The sequence below is a fragment of the Bacillus thuringiensis genome (genome assembly GCF_022095615.2).
In the GTDB taxonomy this organism is placed as follows: Bacteria; Bacillota; Bacilli; order Bacillales; family Bacillaceae_G; genus Bacillus_A; species Bacillus_A cereus_AG.
Map to the genome: position 1 here is coordinate 1,236,687 of NZ_CP155559.1, position 13,452 is coordinate 1,250,138.

Below are 13,452 nucleotides of genomic sequence, written 5' to 3' on the forward strand. Positions count from 1 at the left end.
CGAACAAGTTTCTTCTATATAAATAGAACGAAAGCTGATTGAAAGAAATGTAAAGGGAACTTGACGTAAAGTTTACTTTACATATATACTCGATATATGGGAGGAGGGAGAAATTTCCTTGGAAAATAAAATGGTCGAATACCGCAAAAAATTTGGACTATCTCAAGAAAAATTGGCTGAGAAACTCGGAGTTTCTAGGCAAACCATCATTTCAATTGAAAAGGGAAAATACGATCCATCACTTCCGTTAGCATTTGAAATAGCAAAAACATTTCAGACAACGATAGAACATGTATTTATTTATGAAGGGAAAGAAGAGGGGGAATAGGGATGAATTATTCACAAAAGTATTTTGTTATTATGGGTGTTATTTTTCTATTCATGAGTGGATTTATGATATTATCAGGTATTATGACGCATTCCGCACCACCAGCTCCAACGTATACAGTGCTTGCGATGATGATCATGTGCTTTTGCTTAAGTTACTTACATCCACAATTTAAAGAAAAAGACGAGCGGATGAAATTAATTCGTTATAAAGGCATGTTCTTTAGCTTTTTTGCGTTAACAGCATATTATCTTCTTTTCTCTTTCGGCTTAAACTTAAAAATAATTACACTATCTGCTACTGAACTATTGAACATACTTATGGCACTTACGATGAGTACCGTCTTTATCTCATTTGTTGTTTTAGCGAAAAAATATTAAGATGGAAGAAAGAAAGGAAGATTAACATATGCAAATGTTGTATGCTTTTGGAATGGGGCTTGTATTATTTTTAGCCGTATTCTTGTTTATTCGTAAAGACGTGCAAGGTGGGACGTTAACGAAAAGAGGCTTTTATAAAATGATCGGCTGTTTAGTTGTTATGTTTATAGCGATTATCGTAATGATCGTTTTAATAAATCAGTCACTATAAAATTAAAAAATGGAACCTTACTTTAGTAAGGTTTTTTCTTTTTGTGTAAAACCCTAAAAATCCCACTAAATCCATTTACTACATATAATTGATATTATATAATTTAATAAAATGATAGATAGGGAGAATAGTATATGAATAAAAAAACTATCTTCTTTTTATTAACATGTCTACTACTTATAGCTAGTATTACTTATATAATATGTAACAAACGAGAACAAGTGCCACCTATGTTAGTATGGGAGAATCAAGAATACTACGTTACGAATGAACCTGCCGAAGCTGAAAAAGTTGGAAAAAGGCTCGGAGAAGTAACGAAGAAAATCAAAACAAGTAAAAAACCTACTAAAAACAGTGAATCTAACATAGTACAAGAAAAAACAGAAGTATTCACAATGGTAGAAGAAAAAGGTCCTCACTCACCTTTAATCATAAAGGAGCCTCATAGTGACAAATATAGAATAGTGAGACCGATGTTACATGTACTATAAAGTGGAAAGGAGACTCATATGCATACAGTAACTTCATATCCATGGTCGTTAAGAAAAATGTTTGTTTTTTTCCTTTGCTTCATCCTTCCGCCAGTCGGTGCGATTTTCATTGTAATGAATAGAGAGGCGCTACAAAAGAAAGATTTCATTTTATACTTATTATTTGCTGCTATTAATATATCGCTTTGGTTATCGCTTATGATCTTTGATCGGAGTATGTGGATGGTAGCGGGGCATTATGTGCTGGGAGCAATTGTGATTGTGTTTTCGAATATGAATAAGAGATAAGCTAGCAACCTTAAAGTTATTGGTTTTTATTTTGTTATTTATAATGAAGAAACAAATTTTTAATAGAGAGTAGTGGGCGTTATGAGATGGAAAGAGGGAACGTTTGAAAAAATAGAAGCGAATGACTCATCTATTGAGCGACTCATACATACATTTAAGGAACAAAACGTAAATGGCGGAGCGGTTATAAGCTGTTTTAAAGTACATAACGAAAATTTTTTCAAAGAAATACCATATTGGAAAGATGGACACGAGCACTTCTTTAGAAGAATCTGTAACTCTTTAGAAATAATCAAAAGCTTAGAAGAGTTAAAAATACATACGTCAGAAAAATATAAGTTTCATTTTAAAGAGCAATGGGCAGTCATGCTTGATGGTAGCATTGCCGCTCAAATTTTGTCGGGCGGAGCATATGAAACATTTAAGGAACGACCAGTTATCGCAAAACAATTAGCAGTTAATCTATGTCAATATATGTTCCAAGATCGATACGAAGATATTAAAGTTTTTGAAAGCTATAGCCCTTGGACAGATTGGTTTTATGATGTTGCGTGGGATGTTACTTGGATGGTGTTAGATAGTAAGGAGCAGAAAATGTGGTTAGTTTGTGCTACGGATACGGATTGAGAGAAGAGGGCCTTGTAGGAATGCTGCAAGGCTCTTTATTTTTTTGGGGTAAATAGAAAATAAATCATATAAATGCTATACTAAAAAATGTTTGTAATGTCAGTTTCATACTATTATATAGTGCTAACTTACTAGAAAAGATAAGAGGAGAATAAACGTGAAAAAGATACAGAAATTATTGCTGTTAATGATGGTAGTAGGATTAACAGTAGGTGTTTTAGCAGGGTGTGCAAATCCGAAAGATACGACAGAAGAATTTTTAACAGCGATACAAAAAGGTGATGTAGAAAAGGCTCGTACATTTGTTGAGAGTGACAAGGAATTTAATAAACTAAATGAAAAAACAGATGATGCTGAGGCAAAAGCAATGCTGAGTGCAATTACAAAAAACTTTAAATTTGAAAAGCTAGAAGAAGTATCGAAAAAGGATGACAAAGCAGAAGTAAACGTGAAAATTACATCTGCAGATCTATCCGTTGCTGTAACAAAAGCAGTGGGAGAAGTTATGCCAATGGCGTTCGCTAGTGCCTTTAGTGAAGACAAAGAACAATCTGAAAAAGCAATCGAAAAAACAATGACATCAACTATCGTCAAAAACTTAGCAGATAAAGATGCAGCAATGGCAACTCGCGAAGTTACATTGAACTTAAAGAAAAACAAAGATGGCGATTATAAAATCGTTGCAGATGATAACTTGAAAGAAGTATTGTTTGCTAATGCGAAGTCGTTGGAGAAGATGTTTGGTGGGAAGTGATTGACTTAGATAAAAAAGAGACACCATATCACGTAGAAGGTTGATATGGTGTCTCTTTTTTTATGAACTTAGAGAGGTTTGAACTCACGAAATTGATTCTATAAATTTTATATTATGATTTTTAAATTTACGACATAAAGCTAGTTGTAACAGAAGAGGTACTGTATTCTATGTTTTCTTATGCGGATCCTGTAACGTAGAAAGGTAAAATTTCTGAACCAGATTTTAATTAGTTTTCCTTCAGCTTTAATGAGGAGGTGTACGAAGATGTTGTGACTATGCCTGCTGAATACTATTAATTGTGAAGTTAAATAAGACAACAATTTATTAGAGGAAGATCAGTTAGTTTAAGTATTAGATTTAGGTGTTTAACAGGGAGTACTAATTAAATTCAGTTCTTCCATGAAAAATTAAAGAAAAAGTATGGATAAACAAATTTTTGTTTTAAGTGAATTTTGTGAATGTGGGGGACTGCTTTAAATAAAGATGGTCAACACTATGTAAATAATTGAGAGTGTTAAAATATGCAAAATTGCATATTGAATATTTCGAATCTTATGCTAACCTTATAATGCGAAATATAACATTTGTTGGTAATGATTCATTTTTGAAAGATAAAAAATGAATCATTACAGTGAATTGTATACAACTGTCCTATAGTATAAACGATAATAACGAAAGCTATTTGAAGTCCTTTGAAGGAAATAAGTTATTAAAAAAGATTCCATATAGGAAATTTGTTGAAATTTCAGATGTTACAAATGTCATCTTATTTTTAATGTCTGATAAAAGTGATGCCATTAGAGGGCAAAATATTGTGGTTGACTATGGATATACAATTGTATAAATAAATCATCTTGGGAATTAAGGGTGTGGATAATGAGTTTACTAATTAAAGATTTAACAAAGAAATTTGACGAGCATGTTGCAGTGAATAATTTGAATATCGAGATACCAAAAGGTGAAATTTTTGGATTCTTGGGTGGGAATGGAGCAGGTAAAACGACTACATTTCGAATGATACTTGGCCTTTTATCGAAATCAAGCGGAACCATTTCATGGAATGGTAAGCCTATAAATTATGATGTAACGGATAAGATTGGGTATTTACCCGAAGAACGTGGGCTTTATGCGAAAATGACTGTCAAAGAACAAGTTAATTTTTTTGCAAAATTAAAGAACATGAAAAGTAAAGATGCAGAAAAAGAACTTCACTATTGGCTGGAGCGTTTTAATATTACTGAGCATCTGAACAAAAAGGTAGGAGAACTTTCAAAAGGGAATCAGCAAAAAATTCAGCTTATAACAGCGATTATACATAAGCCTGAACTTTTAATTTTAGATGAACCATTTAGTGGTTTAGATCCAGTAAATGTTGAAATGTTAAAAGAAGCTGTTCTTGATATGCAAAAACAGGGGGCGTAGATACTTTTTAGTTCACATCGTATGGAACATGTGGAAGAGTTATGCCAACACATTTGTATCATGCACAAAGGAGTACCTGTTGTTCAAGGAGATATTGCCAAAATTAAAAGTGACTTTGGTAAAAAGAATGTTGTAATCGTTGGCGATCATGACTTTGATCATTTGAAAGAAATAAAAGGTGTAGAAAGTATGAAGAAACGTAAAAATGCAGTTACTCTTAAAATTTCATATGAAGAAGTTTCGCATGTTTTATTTAAAGAGATAACGAAATTAGGTTTTGTTAAAAAATTCGCAGTAGAAGAACCTACATTAAATGACATCTTTATTGAGAAAGTAGGTGCACAGCATGAATAGTTTCTGGACGATTTTTTTACAAAACTATAAATCTAAGGTAAAAGCTACATCATATATTGTTATTACAATCATGATTTCTATGTTAATTATAGGAATGATGAATTTTGAAAAAATTTATAACTATTTTGTAGGTAACGAGGAAGAGCAAGTTGTCGTTGTTACAGAAAAAGAAGAATTATATACAACAATTCAACAAGTGTTTAAAAATGTCGATAGTAAGATACATGTTAAACATAGTACGGATAAACAAAAAGCAGAATCAGGTGTTAAAGATGGTGATTATACATATGCAATCGTTGTAGAGGAATTGGATAATAAGCAACTAAAGGCTACGTATATAACTGAGACAGATACAAATCAGCAAGATGTTAGTAAGGTTCAAACGATTTTATCTCAAATACAATCTTCTAATTTCGCGCAGCAATTAAATCTATCACAAGATGAATTAAAGGTGTTAACAATGCCAGTAGAAATTCATACCAAAACGGTTTCAGATAAGGTTAAAGATGGAGAACATACTGAGGGTGTAGGGATTTTAATTAATGTCTTTATCATACTAAATTATGTAATGATATTAATGTATGCTGCACAATTAGCAACAGAGAAATCTTCTCGTGTTATGGAGTTAGTTGTTTCAAGTATTTCGCCTACAAAACATTTATATGCGAAACTTTTTTCAACATTATTGGCAGGTATTACGCAAATCATAATTTGGGGCTTGGTCGCAACTGTTGGATATAAAACAGCAATTAATGATTCGAAAAATGATATTTTAAATAGTATTGATTTAAATTCTGTTGCTCCTACTCTAGTGTTTTATGGGATTCTATTCTTCACATTAGGATTCTTATTATATGGCTCATTATCTTGTCTATTTGGCTCTATCATTACTCGTATAGAGGAATCTTCTCAAGCTGTTATGCCGCTGATGTTTATGTTACTTGCTGCTTTGTATATCGCAATTTATGGAATGTCAAATCCAAGTAGCACGGTTGTTACCGTTACTAGTTATATACCTTTCTTTACTCCTATTGTTATGCTCGTACGAATTGGATTCCTCAACATCCCAGTATGGGAGATTGCGCTTGCATTAGCGATTCTAATCGCAACAATATGTATGATGATTGGTTTAACGAGTCGTGTTTACCGCGGTGGCGTATTATTATATGGTAAAGGCGCATTTAGTAATATCAAAAGGGCAATCAAGTTAGGGAAAAAATAAGATTCATCTATTCATTTTTAAACTTAAAGTTACAAAGATCTACATAGTTAAACTGTGTAGATCTTTTTGTTGAGAACTTTATATAGATAAATATAAAAATTGCCGTATTAGGCTATTTTTCAAAGAGAACTTTAAAAAGCTCTCAAAAGAGGGTAAAGAATCGAGTTCTGGCGAACAACGCAGAGCGATAATTAATATAATTTATGTCTTTCTCCAAAATGAAGAAAAGAAGTAGGGAAAAAATCTAGTTTTAATAATAATCATTTATCTGCTACATAAAGAAAACCCCTTGACTATCAAGGGGTTTTTCATATGATCCCGACTGGCCTCGAACCAGCGACCTCCACCCTGTCAAGGTGGCGCTCTCCCTGCTGAGCTACGGGATCCCAACTATAAATATTACGACCAGCAACGTGTTTTCATTTCATTCGTGTAATCGGAGGATTTGTATAATTTGTGGAATATTGTAACATTTGATGTATTTCTATAATAGCAACAAACTTTAATAGTGTAAAGATGTAATTTTCTGAATATTGTTATTCCAATTTGTATATAAAAAATAAGCCCCGAAGAGCTTATTTCAATAATAATAATATCACCGCAATTATCAATGATATTATCAAAAATACAAGCATAAATAATGGAGCTTGTTTATGAGCTATCTTCCTGTAAGTGTCATTGAAGCTGTATAAATTGTATCTACAGAACCGTCAGCATTTGTAATTTTAACTTTGTAACGATATTCCCCGTTTTCTGGAAGTTGTCCACCCCAACCAGTTGTATTGTATAATTCTTCGTTTGTTCCAGCTGGTAATTCGGAGCCAAAATTGAAGTCAGTTTCATAGTAACCCCAGCCACTTGCCCATTTCTTTTCAATAGTTACACGATAGCGCACATCTTCAGCTCTATCATTTGTGATTTTTGCAATCATATTTTGGCCGTAGCTGTACTCTGTAGCGTGTAATTGAATTGTGAAGCCATCCAACGTTTCGCTAGGACCACAAATATAACGACAGAACTCGCTCGCTCCGTCAGCATGTGCCTTCGGTGTATCAATGTTTATAGCTGTTAAACCGCCTAAAGCTAAAGCTCCTGTTAATAATACTTTACTAAATGCTTTCACTTGAAATTCCCCCCTAAGTATATTCTCAATTCGTTCGATAGATGTCACATTAAGTAGTTTTATAACATTAATCTAATCGAATGCTTTTTTCCTCGAGTGTATTCGCTATGAATCTTTCATCTTGTAGTAATCTAATCTCTACATAAAATTTCATAGTTTTGATTCCATATATGTATCATGATTTACATAGAACAAATCTGTTAATACGTTCTGGTTATTTACTTATCCCACTTCTCTATTCTACCTTTTTTTGGTAAAATGTTGATTTTATTATATACCATTATTATCTATTTACAAGAGAAAGTAATCCTGTATGCAAAAATGCATAATAAAAAAGACTGCTTGTATTCTGAATTACAGAATACAAGCAGCGTTGGGTTTCAATTAATATTTGAGTGGAACCTAATGCTAATTTTTTATGTTTAACAGTATAAATCTATCAATGTTTATTAAAGTCATAATTGATAAACATTGTCCAGGGGACGCCCTTCCTGCTGAGCTACAGGATCTTCAAAAGGGAAAGTATAAGCGATTATGCTCGTAATGTATGAAGGGATAATGATGAGAAGAAAATTCAGTAGAAAATAGTTTTTGAATGTAGCTGTTATATTATTTCTGGTATTTATCTAAAGGATCTTCGTCGCTTAAATCAACAAGTAAAGGGCATAAAAATAACAATGGTAAAGCGGCGTTAGCTTGATGAAAGGTATCATTAGACATATATTGCCTCCCAAAACAATATGGACAATCTTTTTCAAATGTTATGAGAAGCGACCATACGTCTTTTACTTTCCATTTCGTTTTACAATATGTACAACGCGCCATTGAGTTCCTCCTCAATTTAAGGTGTTTTCTAATATATTCTACTTGATTGTACGAAAGCCATTTGAATTTGATGTGGTAAAATGCAAGTTGTTTTGTTTTTTGTAAAAAGACAATAAAGCTATTATATTTCAACACGTAAAACAAGCCTAACCTCGTTCTACATGTAGGAAGGGGTTAGGCTTGTTTTAATTCCGCTTAAAGTCTCTATGTATCAGGCTGCTTATACATTACCTAGATAGCTGCGCGTTAAATTTGGGAGAATAATTTTTCCATTTTTACTGTATTTTTCGAATAACTCTGATAGGAGAAGAACAAAGTTTTTATACTCTTCGTCATTTTCTTTCGGAGCATAGGACGCTGATAAATTTCTTCCTAAAAAACCTTCAATATCAAAAAGTAAATCATTTTGATATTCTTTAAACTCGTACTTCCCATCTTTAAAAAAGCTATTAAACATTTCTGGAGTTTCCTCGATTCCACCGCTAAATCCTTTGAAATTCGGGCAGGTCTTCTGGCAAATTTCTGCATTCTCTTTAATAATCGGACTAGTTACATCTCTACTATTCCAAACAAGAGCAACGTTTGCTTTTTGTTTCAAAATTCGTTGGCATTCGATTTTGAAAGCATCTTTATCAAACCAATGAAATGCTTGAGCAACAGTTACTAAATCCACACTATTTTCTTTTAAAGTGGTATTTTCAGCAGTTGCTTTTATTGATTGAAAACGAGAATATTGGTTTAACGATTGCTCTGCCATTTTTCTCATGTCATCATTTGGCTCAACTCCAATAACATGCAAACCATTTTCAAGCAGCTGGTGGGTAAATATCCCTGTACCTGAACCAATATCGGCCACAATCTGATTCGCGTTTAGTTGGTTAGCCGAAAGCAAATAATTAATATATTCATTGGGGTAACTAGGGCGATATTTCGCATATATATCGGCCTTGTCAGTAAAATTTTCTGTTGTTTTCACAGTACTACCTTCTTTCCAGCCATATTATGTACAGAAATAGGAACCAAATAGTAATTTCTGCATCAATCTCTAAGTCTACAACATAAGAGTCCAGCTAAATGGAGCTGCCTTAGTTCCCTTATTCAAATTATACTATTTTACATGATATCTTCCAAAAGACCATGATTTTTTATTCATCTAAATGGTCTAATTGTTGAATAATATGACCATTTGTATATCGTACGAGGGTTATGTAGGATAAGAGGTTTCCATTTTCAATATCCCAATTGGCCAATATATCCTTTTTACAATTTACTTAAAATCATGTATAACAGAGATACAAGATTATTTTATAATTATTCAAGAGTAGAGGGAGAATTATTGTAATGGTAAGGAAAACGTTCAAGATGCGTGTATCTAGAAATAGAACGATTTCGATTAATGGCTCGATTCTTGATGTGGATGTTACACATGATGAGTTTTTACAAGAGTTTGTTGAGTGGGTCGATTCTAAAGGTTGGTCGTTTATGGGGATAACAGATGAGAGTACACCCGAGGAAGCTAGTCAAAACTTAATAGATTCATTGATTGATGAGAAGGATAAGAAAGAATAATTCCTTCTTATTTTTTGTTGTATATTTATGTTCTTTATCGTAAAAGTATGATATAGTAAAAAACAGTGAATATTCTTCCAATTTAATACAAATTACATATAGATTGGTAGATTTAGTTTGTAAGCTGTGAGAGTATAATGAAAAGGGAGAGTCATATGGTAAATTTTAAGAAAATTTTGGCTTTTATTACCGTTATTTGTTTATTTTTTTTGACACCTATGACGTTACGTGCTGAGACGAATATTGGAGTGAATCCAGAACAAATGGCACCACCACCTGCGGAAGGACCAAATGTTTTTAGTCAGTTTGCAACTGCGATTGATGCGAAAACTGGAGATGTTTTGTATGACAAAAACGCACATCATCGTGCATTTCCAGCTAGTATGACGAAAGTGTTAACAGCAATTTTACTTATGGAGCATACGAAGCCAGAAGATCAATTTACGTTTTCACAATTAGCATTAGATCAAGAGAAGAGTAATTATCAAATTGAGTTTCAACCTGGCGAGACGATTAATCGTAATACTGCGCTTATGATTTTAATGGTGCTGAGTGCGAATGATGTGTCGTATGCAATTGCGGAGCGTATTGGCGGCAGTGTTGAGAATTTTGCTAATATGATGAATGAGAAAGCGAAGCAATTAGGTGCTACAGATAGTCATTTTGTTACACCAAATGGATTGCATGATCCGAATCATTATACAACACCATTTGATATGGCTATGATTACGAGAGGTGTACAAAAGTATCCTGAGATTTTACAAGCGATGAATACGAAAAGGACGACAGTTACGACATCTAGCCAGACGGTTTCTATTTTTAATAAGTCTACTTATTTTGAAAATCCATATAGCATTGGCGGGAAGACGGGTTTTACAAATGAAGCGCGTAATACACTTGTTTTATTAAATGAGAAGGATGGCAATCGTATTATAAATGTAGTAATGGCTTCTCAAAGGCCTGAAATTTATGAAGATTTGAAGCAGATGGCGGACTATTCTTTCGGTCAATTTGTGAAGCAAACTGTACTAGATAAACATAGCTGGCATCAAAAGGCAACGTATTTAAATAAAGATATCGATAGCGAGCTTGAAAAAAGTGCAGAGCTTATGCTTAAGAAAGATGAAGGGAAAAATGTGAGGACGATTTTCCGTGCGGCTTCATTAGATAAAGAGTCTTTGTATCATAAAGGAATTCATCGTGGTGAGGTAGTTGGTGCAGTTGATATTACGAAAAATAATCAAACAATTGCGACGATAAATGTTCTTTCTAAAGAAGATGTTACTTTTGCGATGCCTAAAAAAGATACGGCTACGCCTGAAGTAAACGAATCAAATGTGAAAATAATAAGCATTGGAATAGGTGCCGCTCTATTATTTGGAGCTATTTTATTTGTAGTGCTACGCCGAAATACAACAGGAATGAAATCAGAAGAAAAATAAATTACTAGTTAAAAGGCTGTGAAGAGACTTTGTCACAGTCTTTTTTTTTTACATTAAAAATAACTAATAATTGTAAATTTTCTTATTGCATTTCTGTTTTGTTCGTTATATTATTTACTTGTGTTCTTGTTAAAGAACGAGAGTGGATATTGCATACTTCAAATAATATAAAACAACGGAGAGGGAGAGAAACGATGAAATTAATTTGGAAGGTGATTAGCAACGTTATCTCATTTGTTTTATTTGCAGTAATGGTTTTATTAGCTTTTGTAGTTATTTCTTCAAAAGCGAGTGGTGGGGATCCAACATTGATGGGGTATCAATTTAAGAGCGTTCTTTCAGGATCGATGGAACCAACATTTTTGACAGGGTCAATCATTGCGATAGAGCCAACAAAAGATGGTTCTAAATATAAAAAAGGTGATGTTATTACGTTTAAAGAGAAAGATGACAAAATTGTCACTCACCGTATTATCGGTGTGAAGGATGCAAATGGAAAAGTAATGTATGAAACAAAAGGAGATAATAACAACGGACCAGATTTAGCACCAGTACTTGCAGAGAATGTAATCGGAAAGTATGCAGATATTACAGTTCCATACGTTGGTTATGGACTGAATTATGCGAGTTCAAAAGCGGGAGCAGCATTACTTCTTATTATTCCAGGAGTCTTTTTACTTGGCTATTCCGCGATTTCTATTTTTGGCGCTATTCGTAGCATCGACGGAGAAAAGAAAGATAAAAAAGTAGAACAATCCGTCTAGTTATTTTAGTTATAATTTCCTACTAGGAAATTAACAAATATATATTATGGGGGATTTGGACATGACTTTAAAGAAAAAATTAGGGATGGGTATCGCATCAGCAGTACTAGGAGCAGCATTAGTTGGTGGAGGAACATTTGCATTCTTTAGCGATAAAGAAGTGTCAAATAATACATTTGCGACTGGTACGCTTGATTTATTATTAAATCCATCAACAGTTGTTAATGTATCGAATTTAAAGCCTGGTGATACAGTTGAAAAAGAATTTAAACTAGAAAATAAAGGTTCTTTAGATATTAAAAAGGTTCTATTAAAAACAGACTATAGTGTAGAAGATACGAAGAAAGATAATAAAGATGATTTTGGTAAACATATTAAAGTAACATTCTTAAAAAATGTAGACAAGCATGAAACAATCGTAAAAGAAACAACGTTAGATAAATTGAAGGGTGACACACTTACTGCGGTAAATAACGATTTAGCTGCTTGGTTCTGGGATGAAAAAGGTATTTCTGCAGGTAAATCTGATAAATTCAAAGTAAAATTTGAGTTCGTTGATAATAAAAAAGATCAAAATGAATTCCAAGGTGATAAGCTACAATTAACTTGGACGTTTGATGCACAACAAGGCGATGCTGAAGTGAAATAATAAGGAAAACAAAAAGAGACTATCAAAAATGATAGTCTCCTTTTCTGCTAAAAGGGAAATGTAAAAAGAAAGATAATTTCTTATATCATTTTATATTTCACTTTATTATAATAAAGGTATAGTTCTTGATAAAGAACAAGTTGTTCGATAGGAGAGATTAAAATGCTGAAGCCACCTCGCAAATTCAAAAAGATGCTTATATTGCCATGTTTGTGTTCTATTACTTTTTATTTAGGCTCTCAAATGATGACTTATACAGAAGCGGCTTTCGTTCATGAAACGAAAGTAACGGCTACAATTTCGACAGCAAGTATTTTTCCAAAAACAGTTGATCAATTAACAGAACAAGCTAAGCAACATAAGGAAGTTATTTTGCATGAGTATGAAGGGATGAAGTCAAAATTAACTGTCACCTCCACTCAAGAGTTAGAACAGGCGCTTGTTACGTGGAAGCAAGGGCGTGAGAAAATAGTTGCTGAAAGAGAATTGTTACAAAAAGTATATGTATCAATAGAAGATCCTTACAATCAAGTGCAAGAAGAGCTAAAAGGAAATAAAAGCGGATCGAATAAGCAAGTATTCTCGTATGTGAATACTGGTTTCCATATAGTGAAAGAAAACTGTGAGTATGTTGATAAAGAGGTTAATTTACAAGTGATTGATAAACAAATTCAAGGTTTTGAGAAATTACTAGTAGAGAAAACAGTACAACAAGTGAGTGAAGCTAAGAAACAAGAAGAAGCGAAAAAGCTGGAAGAGAGTAAAAAACAAGAAGAAGCGAAAAAGCTAGAAGAGAGTAAAAAACAAGAAGAAGCGAAAAAGCTAGAAGAGAGTAAAAAACAAGAAGAAGCGAAAAAGCTAGAAGAGAGTAAAAAACAAGAAGAAGCGAAAAAGCTAGAGGAGAGTAAGAAACAAGAAGAAGCAAAAAAGCTAGAGGAAAGTAAGAAACAGGACGAAGCAAAAAAGCTAGAAGAGAGTAAGAAACATGAATAGCAAGTAA

General features: G+C 33.1%; 17 protein-coding genes, 1 tRNA gene and 1 pseudogene. 15 read left to right on the forward strand and 4 right to left on the reverse strand.

Going from position 1 to position 13,452, the window contains the following annotated elements:
- The first annotated feature begins 118 nt into the window (after positions 1-118).
- The 10 genes and pseudogenes from KZZ19_RS06340 (at position 119) to KZZ19_RS06385 (ending at position 6,080) form a co-directional block, all read left to right on the forward strand.
- The gene (locus KZZ19_RS06340) at positions 119-328 is read left to right on the forward strand and encodes a helix-turn-helix transcriptional regulator (protein ID WP_000428506.1); all 210 of its coding nucleotides are present in this window, start codon (positions 119-121) and stop codon (positions 326-328) included.
- 2 nt (positions 329-330) lie between these two features.
- Positions 331-708, forward strand: coding sequence for a permease (locus KZZ19_RS06345; protein WP_237979892.1), 378 nt, complete (start codon positions 331-333; stop codon positions 706-708).
- A gap of 28 nt (positions 709-736) precedes the next feature.
- Entirely contained in the window at positions 737-919 is a 183-nt protein-coding gene (locus tag KZZ19_RS06350) for a DUF3976 domain-containing protein (protein ID WP_016088828.1), read from the forward strand.
- A gap of 134 nt (positions 920-1,053) precedes the next feature.
- Positions 1,054-1,410, forward strand: a complete 357-nt coding sequence (locus KZZ19_RS06355) for a hypothetical protein (protein WP_237979893.1) — start codon at positions 1,054-1,056, stop codon at positions 1,408-1,410.
- Positions 1,411-1,428: 18 nt separating this feature from the next.
- Positions 1,429-1,698, forward strand: coding sequence for a hypothetical protein (locus KZZ19_RS06360; RefSeq protein ID WP_237979894.1), 270 nt, complete (start codon positions 1,429-1,431; stop codon positions 1,696-1,698).
- An 81-nt stretch (positions 1,699-1,779) separates the two neighbouring features.
- A complete protein-coding gene (locus tag KZZ19_RS06365) occupies positions 1,780-2,325 on the forward strand; it encodes a hypothetical protein (protein WP_237979895.1) in 546 nt (181 codons plus the stop codon).
- Between the two features lie 157 nt (positions 2,326-2,482).
- Complete coding sequence (locus KZZ19_RS06370) at positions 2,483-3,079, forward strand: DUF5105 domain-containing protein (RefSeq protein WP_237979896.1); 597 nt, start codon at positions 2,483-2,485, stop codon at positions 3,077-3,079.
- 634 nt (positions 3,080-3,713) lie between these two features.
- Complete coding sequence (locus KZZ19_RS06375) at positions 3,714-3,926, forward strand: SDR family oxidoreductase (RefSeq protein ID WP_237979897.1); 213 nt, start codon at positions 3,714-3,716, stop codon at positions 3,924-3,926.
- 32 nt (positions 3,927-3,958) lie between these two features.
- Positions 3,959-4,858: pseudogene (locus KZZ19_RS06380) on the forward strand (ABC transporter ATP-binding protein).
- A complete protein-coding gene (locus KZZ19_RS06385) occupies positions 4,851-6,080 on the forward strand; it encodes an ABC transporter permease (protein ID WP_237979898.1) in 1,230 nt (409 codons plus the stop codon). The pseudogene KZZ19_RS06380 and the gene KZZ19_RS06385 overlap by 8 nt, the downstream one beginning before the upstream one ends.
- Positions 6,081-6,393: 313 nt before the next feature.
- Here the strand turns inward: KZZ19_RS06385 and KZZ19_RS06390 are convergent.
- From KZZ19_RS06390 to KZZ19_RS06405, 4 genes are all read right to left on the reverse strand, one after another.
- A tRNA-Val gene (locus KZZ19_RS06390) sits at positions 6,394-6,466 on the reverse strand.
- 272 nt (positions 6,467-6,738) lie between these two features.
- Positions 6,739-7,203: a hypothetical protein gene (locus KZZ19_RS06395; protein ID WP_237979900.1), complete on the reverse strand. Its 465-nt coding sequence runs from the start codon at positions 7,201-7,203 to the stop codon at positions 6,739-6,741.
- Positions 7,204-7,812: 609 nt separating this feature from the next.
- On the reverse strand, positions 7,813-8,028 hold the full coding sequence (locus KZZ19_RS06400; protein ID WP_237979902.1) for a hypothetical protein: 216 nt from the start codon (positions 8,026-8,028) through the stop codon (positions 7,813-7,815).
- A gap of 220 nt (positions 8,029-8,248) precedes the next feature.
- Positions 8,249-9,004, reverse strand: coding sequence for a class I SAM-dependent methyltransferase (locus KZZ19_RS06405; protein ID WP_237979904.1), 756 nt, complete (start codon positions 9,002-9,004; stop codon positions 8,249-8,251).
- 365 nt (positions 9,005-9,369) lie between these two features.
- Here KZZ19_RS06405 and KZZ19_RS06410 point away from each other — a divergent pair, with 365 nt between their 5' ends.
- From KZZ19_RS06410 to KZZ19_RS06430, 5 genes are all read left to right on the forward strand, one after another.
- A complete protein-coding gene (locus tag KZZ19_RS06410; protein WP_088095613.1) occupies positions 9,370-9,597 on the forward strand; it encodes a hypothetical protein in 228 nt (75 codons plus the stop codon).
- Positions 9,598-9,752: 155 nt separating this feature from the next.
- Entirely contained in the window at positions 9,753-11,039 is a 1,287-nt protein-coding gene (locus KZZ19_RS06415) for a D-alanyl-D-alanine carboxypeptidase family protein (protein ID WP_237979906.1), read from the forward strand.
- Positions 11,040-11,233: 194 nt separating this feature from the next.
- Positions 11,234-11,803 carry a signal peptidase I SipW gene (gene sipW / locus KZZ19_RS06420; RefSeq protein WP_237979908.1) on the forward strand — a complete coding sequence of 190 codons (570 nt, stop codon included), beginning with the start codon at positions 11,234-11,236 and terminating at the stop codon, positions 11,801-11,803.
- A gap of 61 nt (positions 11,804-11,864) precedes the next feature.
- Positions 11,865-12,452: a CalY family protein gene (locus KZZ19_RS06425; protein ID WP_237979909.1), complete on the forward strand. Its 588-nt coding sequence runs from the start codon at positions 11,865-11,867 to the stop codon at positions 12,450-12,452.
- Positions 12,453-12,614: 162 nt separating this feature from the next.
- Positions 12,615-13,445: a DUF4047 domain-containing protein gene (locus KZZ19_RS06430; protein ID WP_348638030.1), complete on the forward strand. Its 831-nt coding sequence runs from the start codon at positions 12,615-12,617 to the stop codon at positions 13,443-13,445.
- Positions 13,446-13,452: the final 7 nt, after the last annotated feature.

Bases quoted from the DNA above. Each gene is read 5' to 3' on its own strand.
- KZZ19_RS06345 (WP_237979892.1), top strand. From the start codon at position 331: ATGAATTATTCACAAAAGTATTTTGTTATTATGGGTGTTATTTTTCTA.
- KZZ19_RS06350 (WP_016088828.1), top strand. From the start codon at position 737: ATGCAAATGTTGTATGCTTTTGGAATGGGGCTTGTATTATTTTTAGCC.
- KZZ19_RS06355 (WP_237979893.1), top strand. From the start codon at position 1,054: ATGAATAAAAAAACTATCTTCTTTTTATTAACATGTCTACTACTTATA.
- KZZ19_RS06360 (WP_237979894.1), top strand. From the start codon at position 1,429: ATGCATACAGTAACTTCATATCCATGGTCGTTAAGAAAAATGTTTGTT.
- KZZ19_RS06365 (WP_237979895.1), top strand. From the start codon at position 1,780: ATGAGATGGAAAGAGGGAACGTTTGAAAAAATAGAAGCGAATGACTCA.
- KZZ19_RS06385 (WP_237979898.1), top strand. From the start codon at position 4,851: ATGAATAGTTTCTGGACGATTTTTTTACAAAACTATAAATCTAAGGTA.
- KZZ19_RS06400 (WP_237979902.1), bottom strand. From the start codon at position 8,028: ATGGCGCGTTGTACATATTGTAAAACGAAATGGAAAGTAAAAGACGTA.
- KZZ19_RS06410 (WP_088095613.1), top strand. From the start codon at position 9,370: ATGGTAAGGAAAACGTTCAAGATGCGTGTATCTAGAAATAGAACGATT.
- KZZ19_RS06415 (WP_237979906.1), top strand. From the start codon at position 9,753: ATGGTAAATTTTAAGAAAATTTTGGCTTTTATTACCGTTATTTGTTTA.
- sipW (WP_237979908.1), top strand. From the start codon at position 11,234: ATGAAATTAATTTGGAAGGTGATTAGCAACGTTATCTCATTTGTTTTA.
- KZZ19_RS06425 (WP_237979909.1), top strand. From the start codon at position 11,865: ATGACTTTAAAGAAAAAATTAGGGATGGGTATCGCATCAGCAGTACTA.
- KZZ19_RS06430 (WP_348638030.1), top strand. From the start codon at position 12,615: ATGCTGAAGCCACCTCGCAAATTCAAAAAGATGCTTATATTGCCATGT.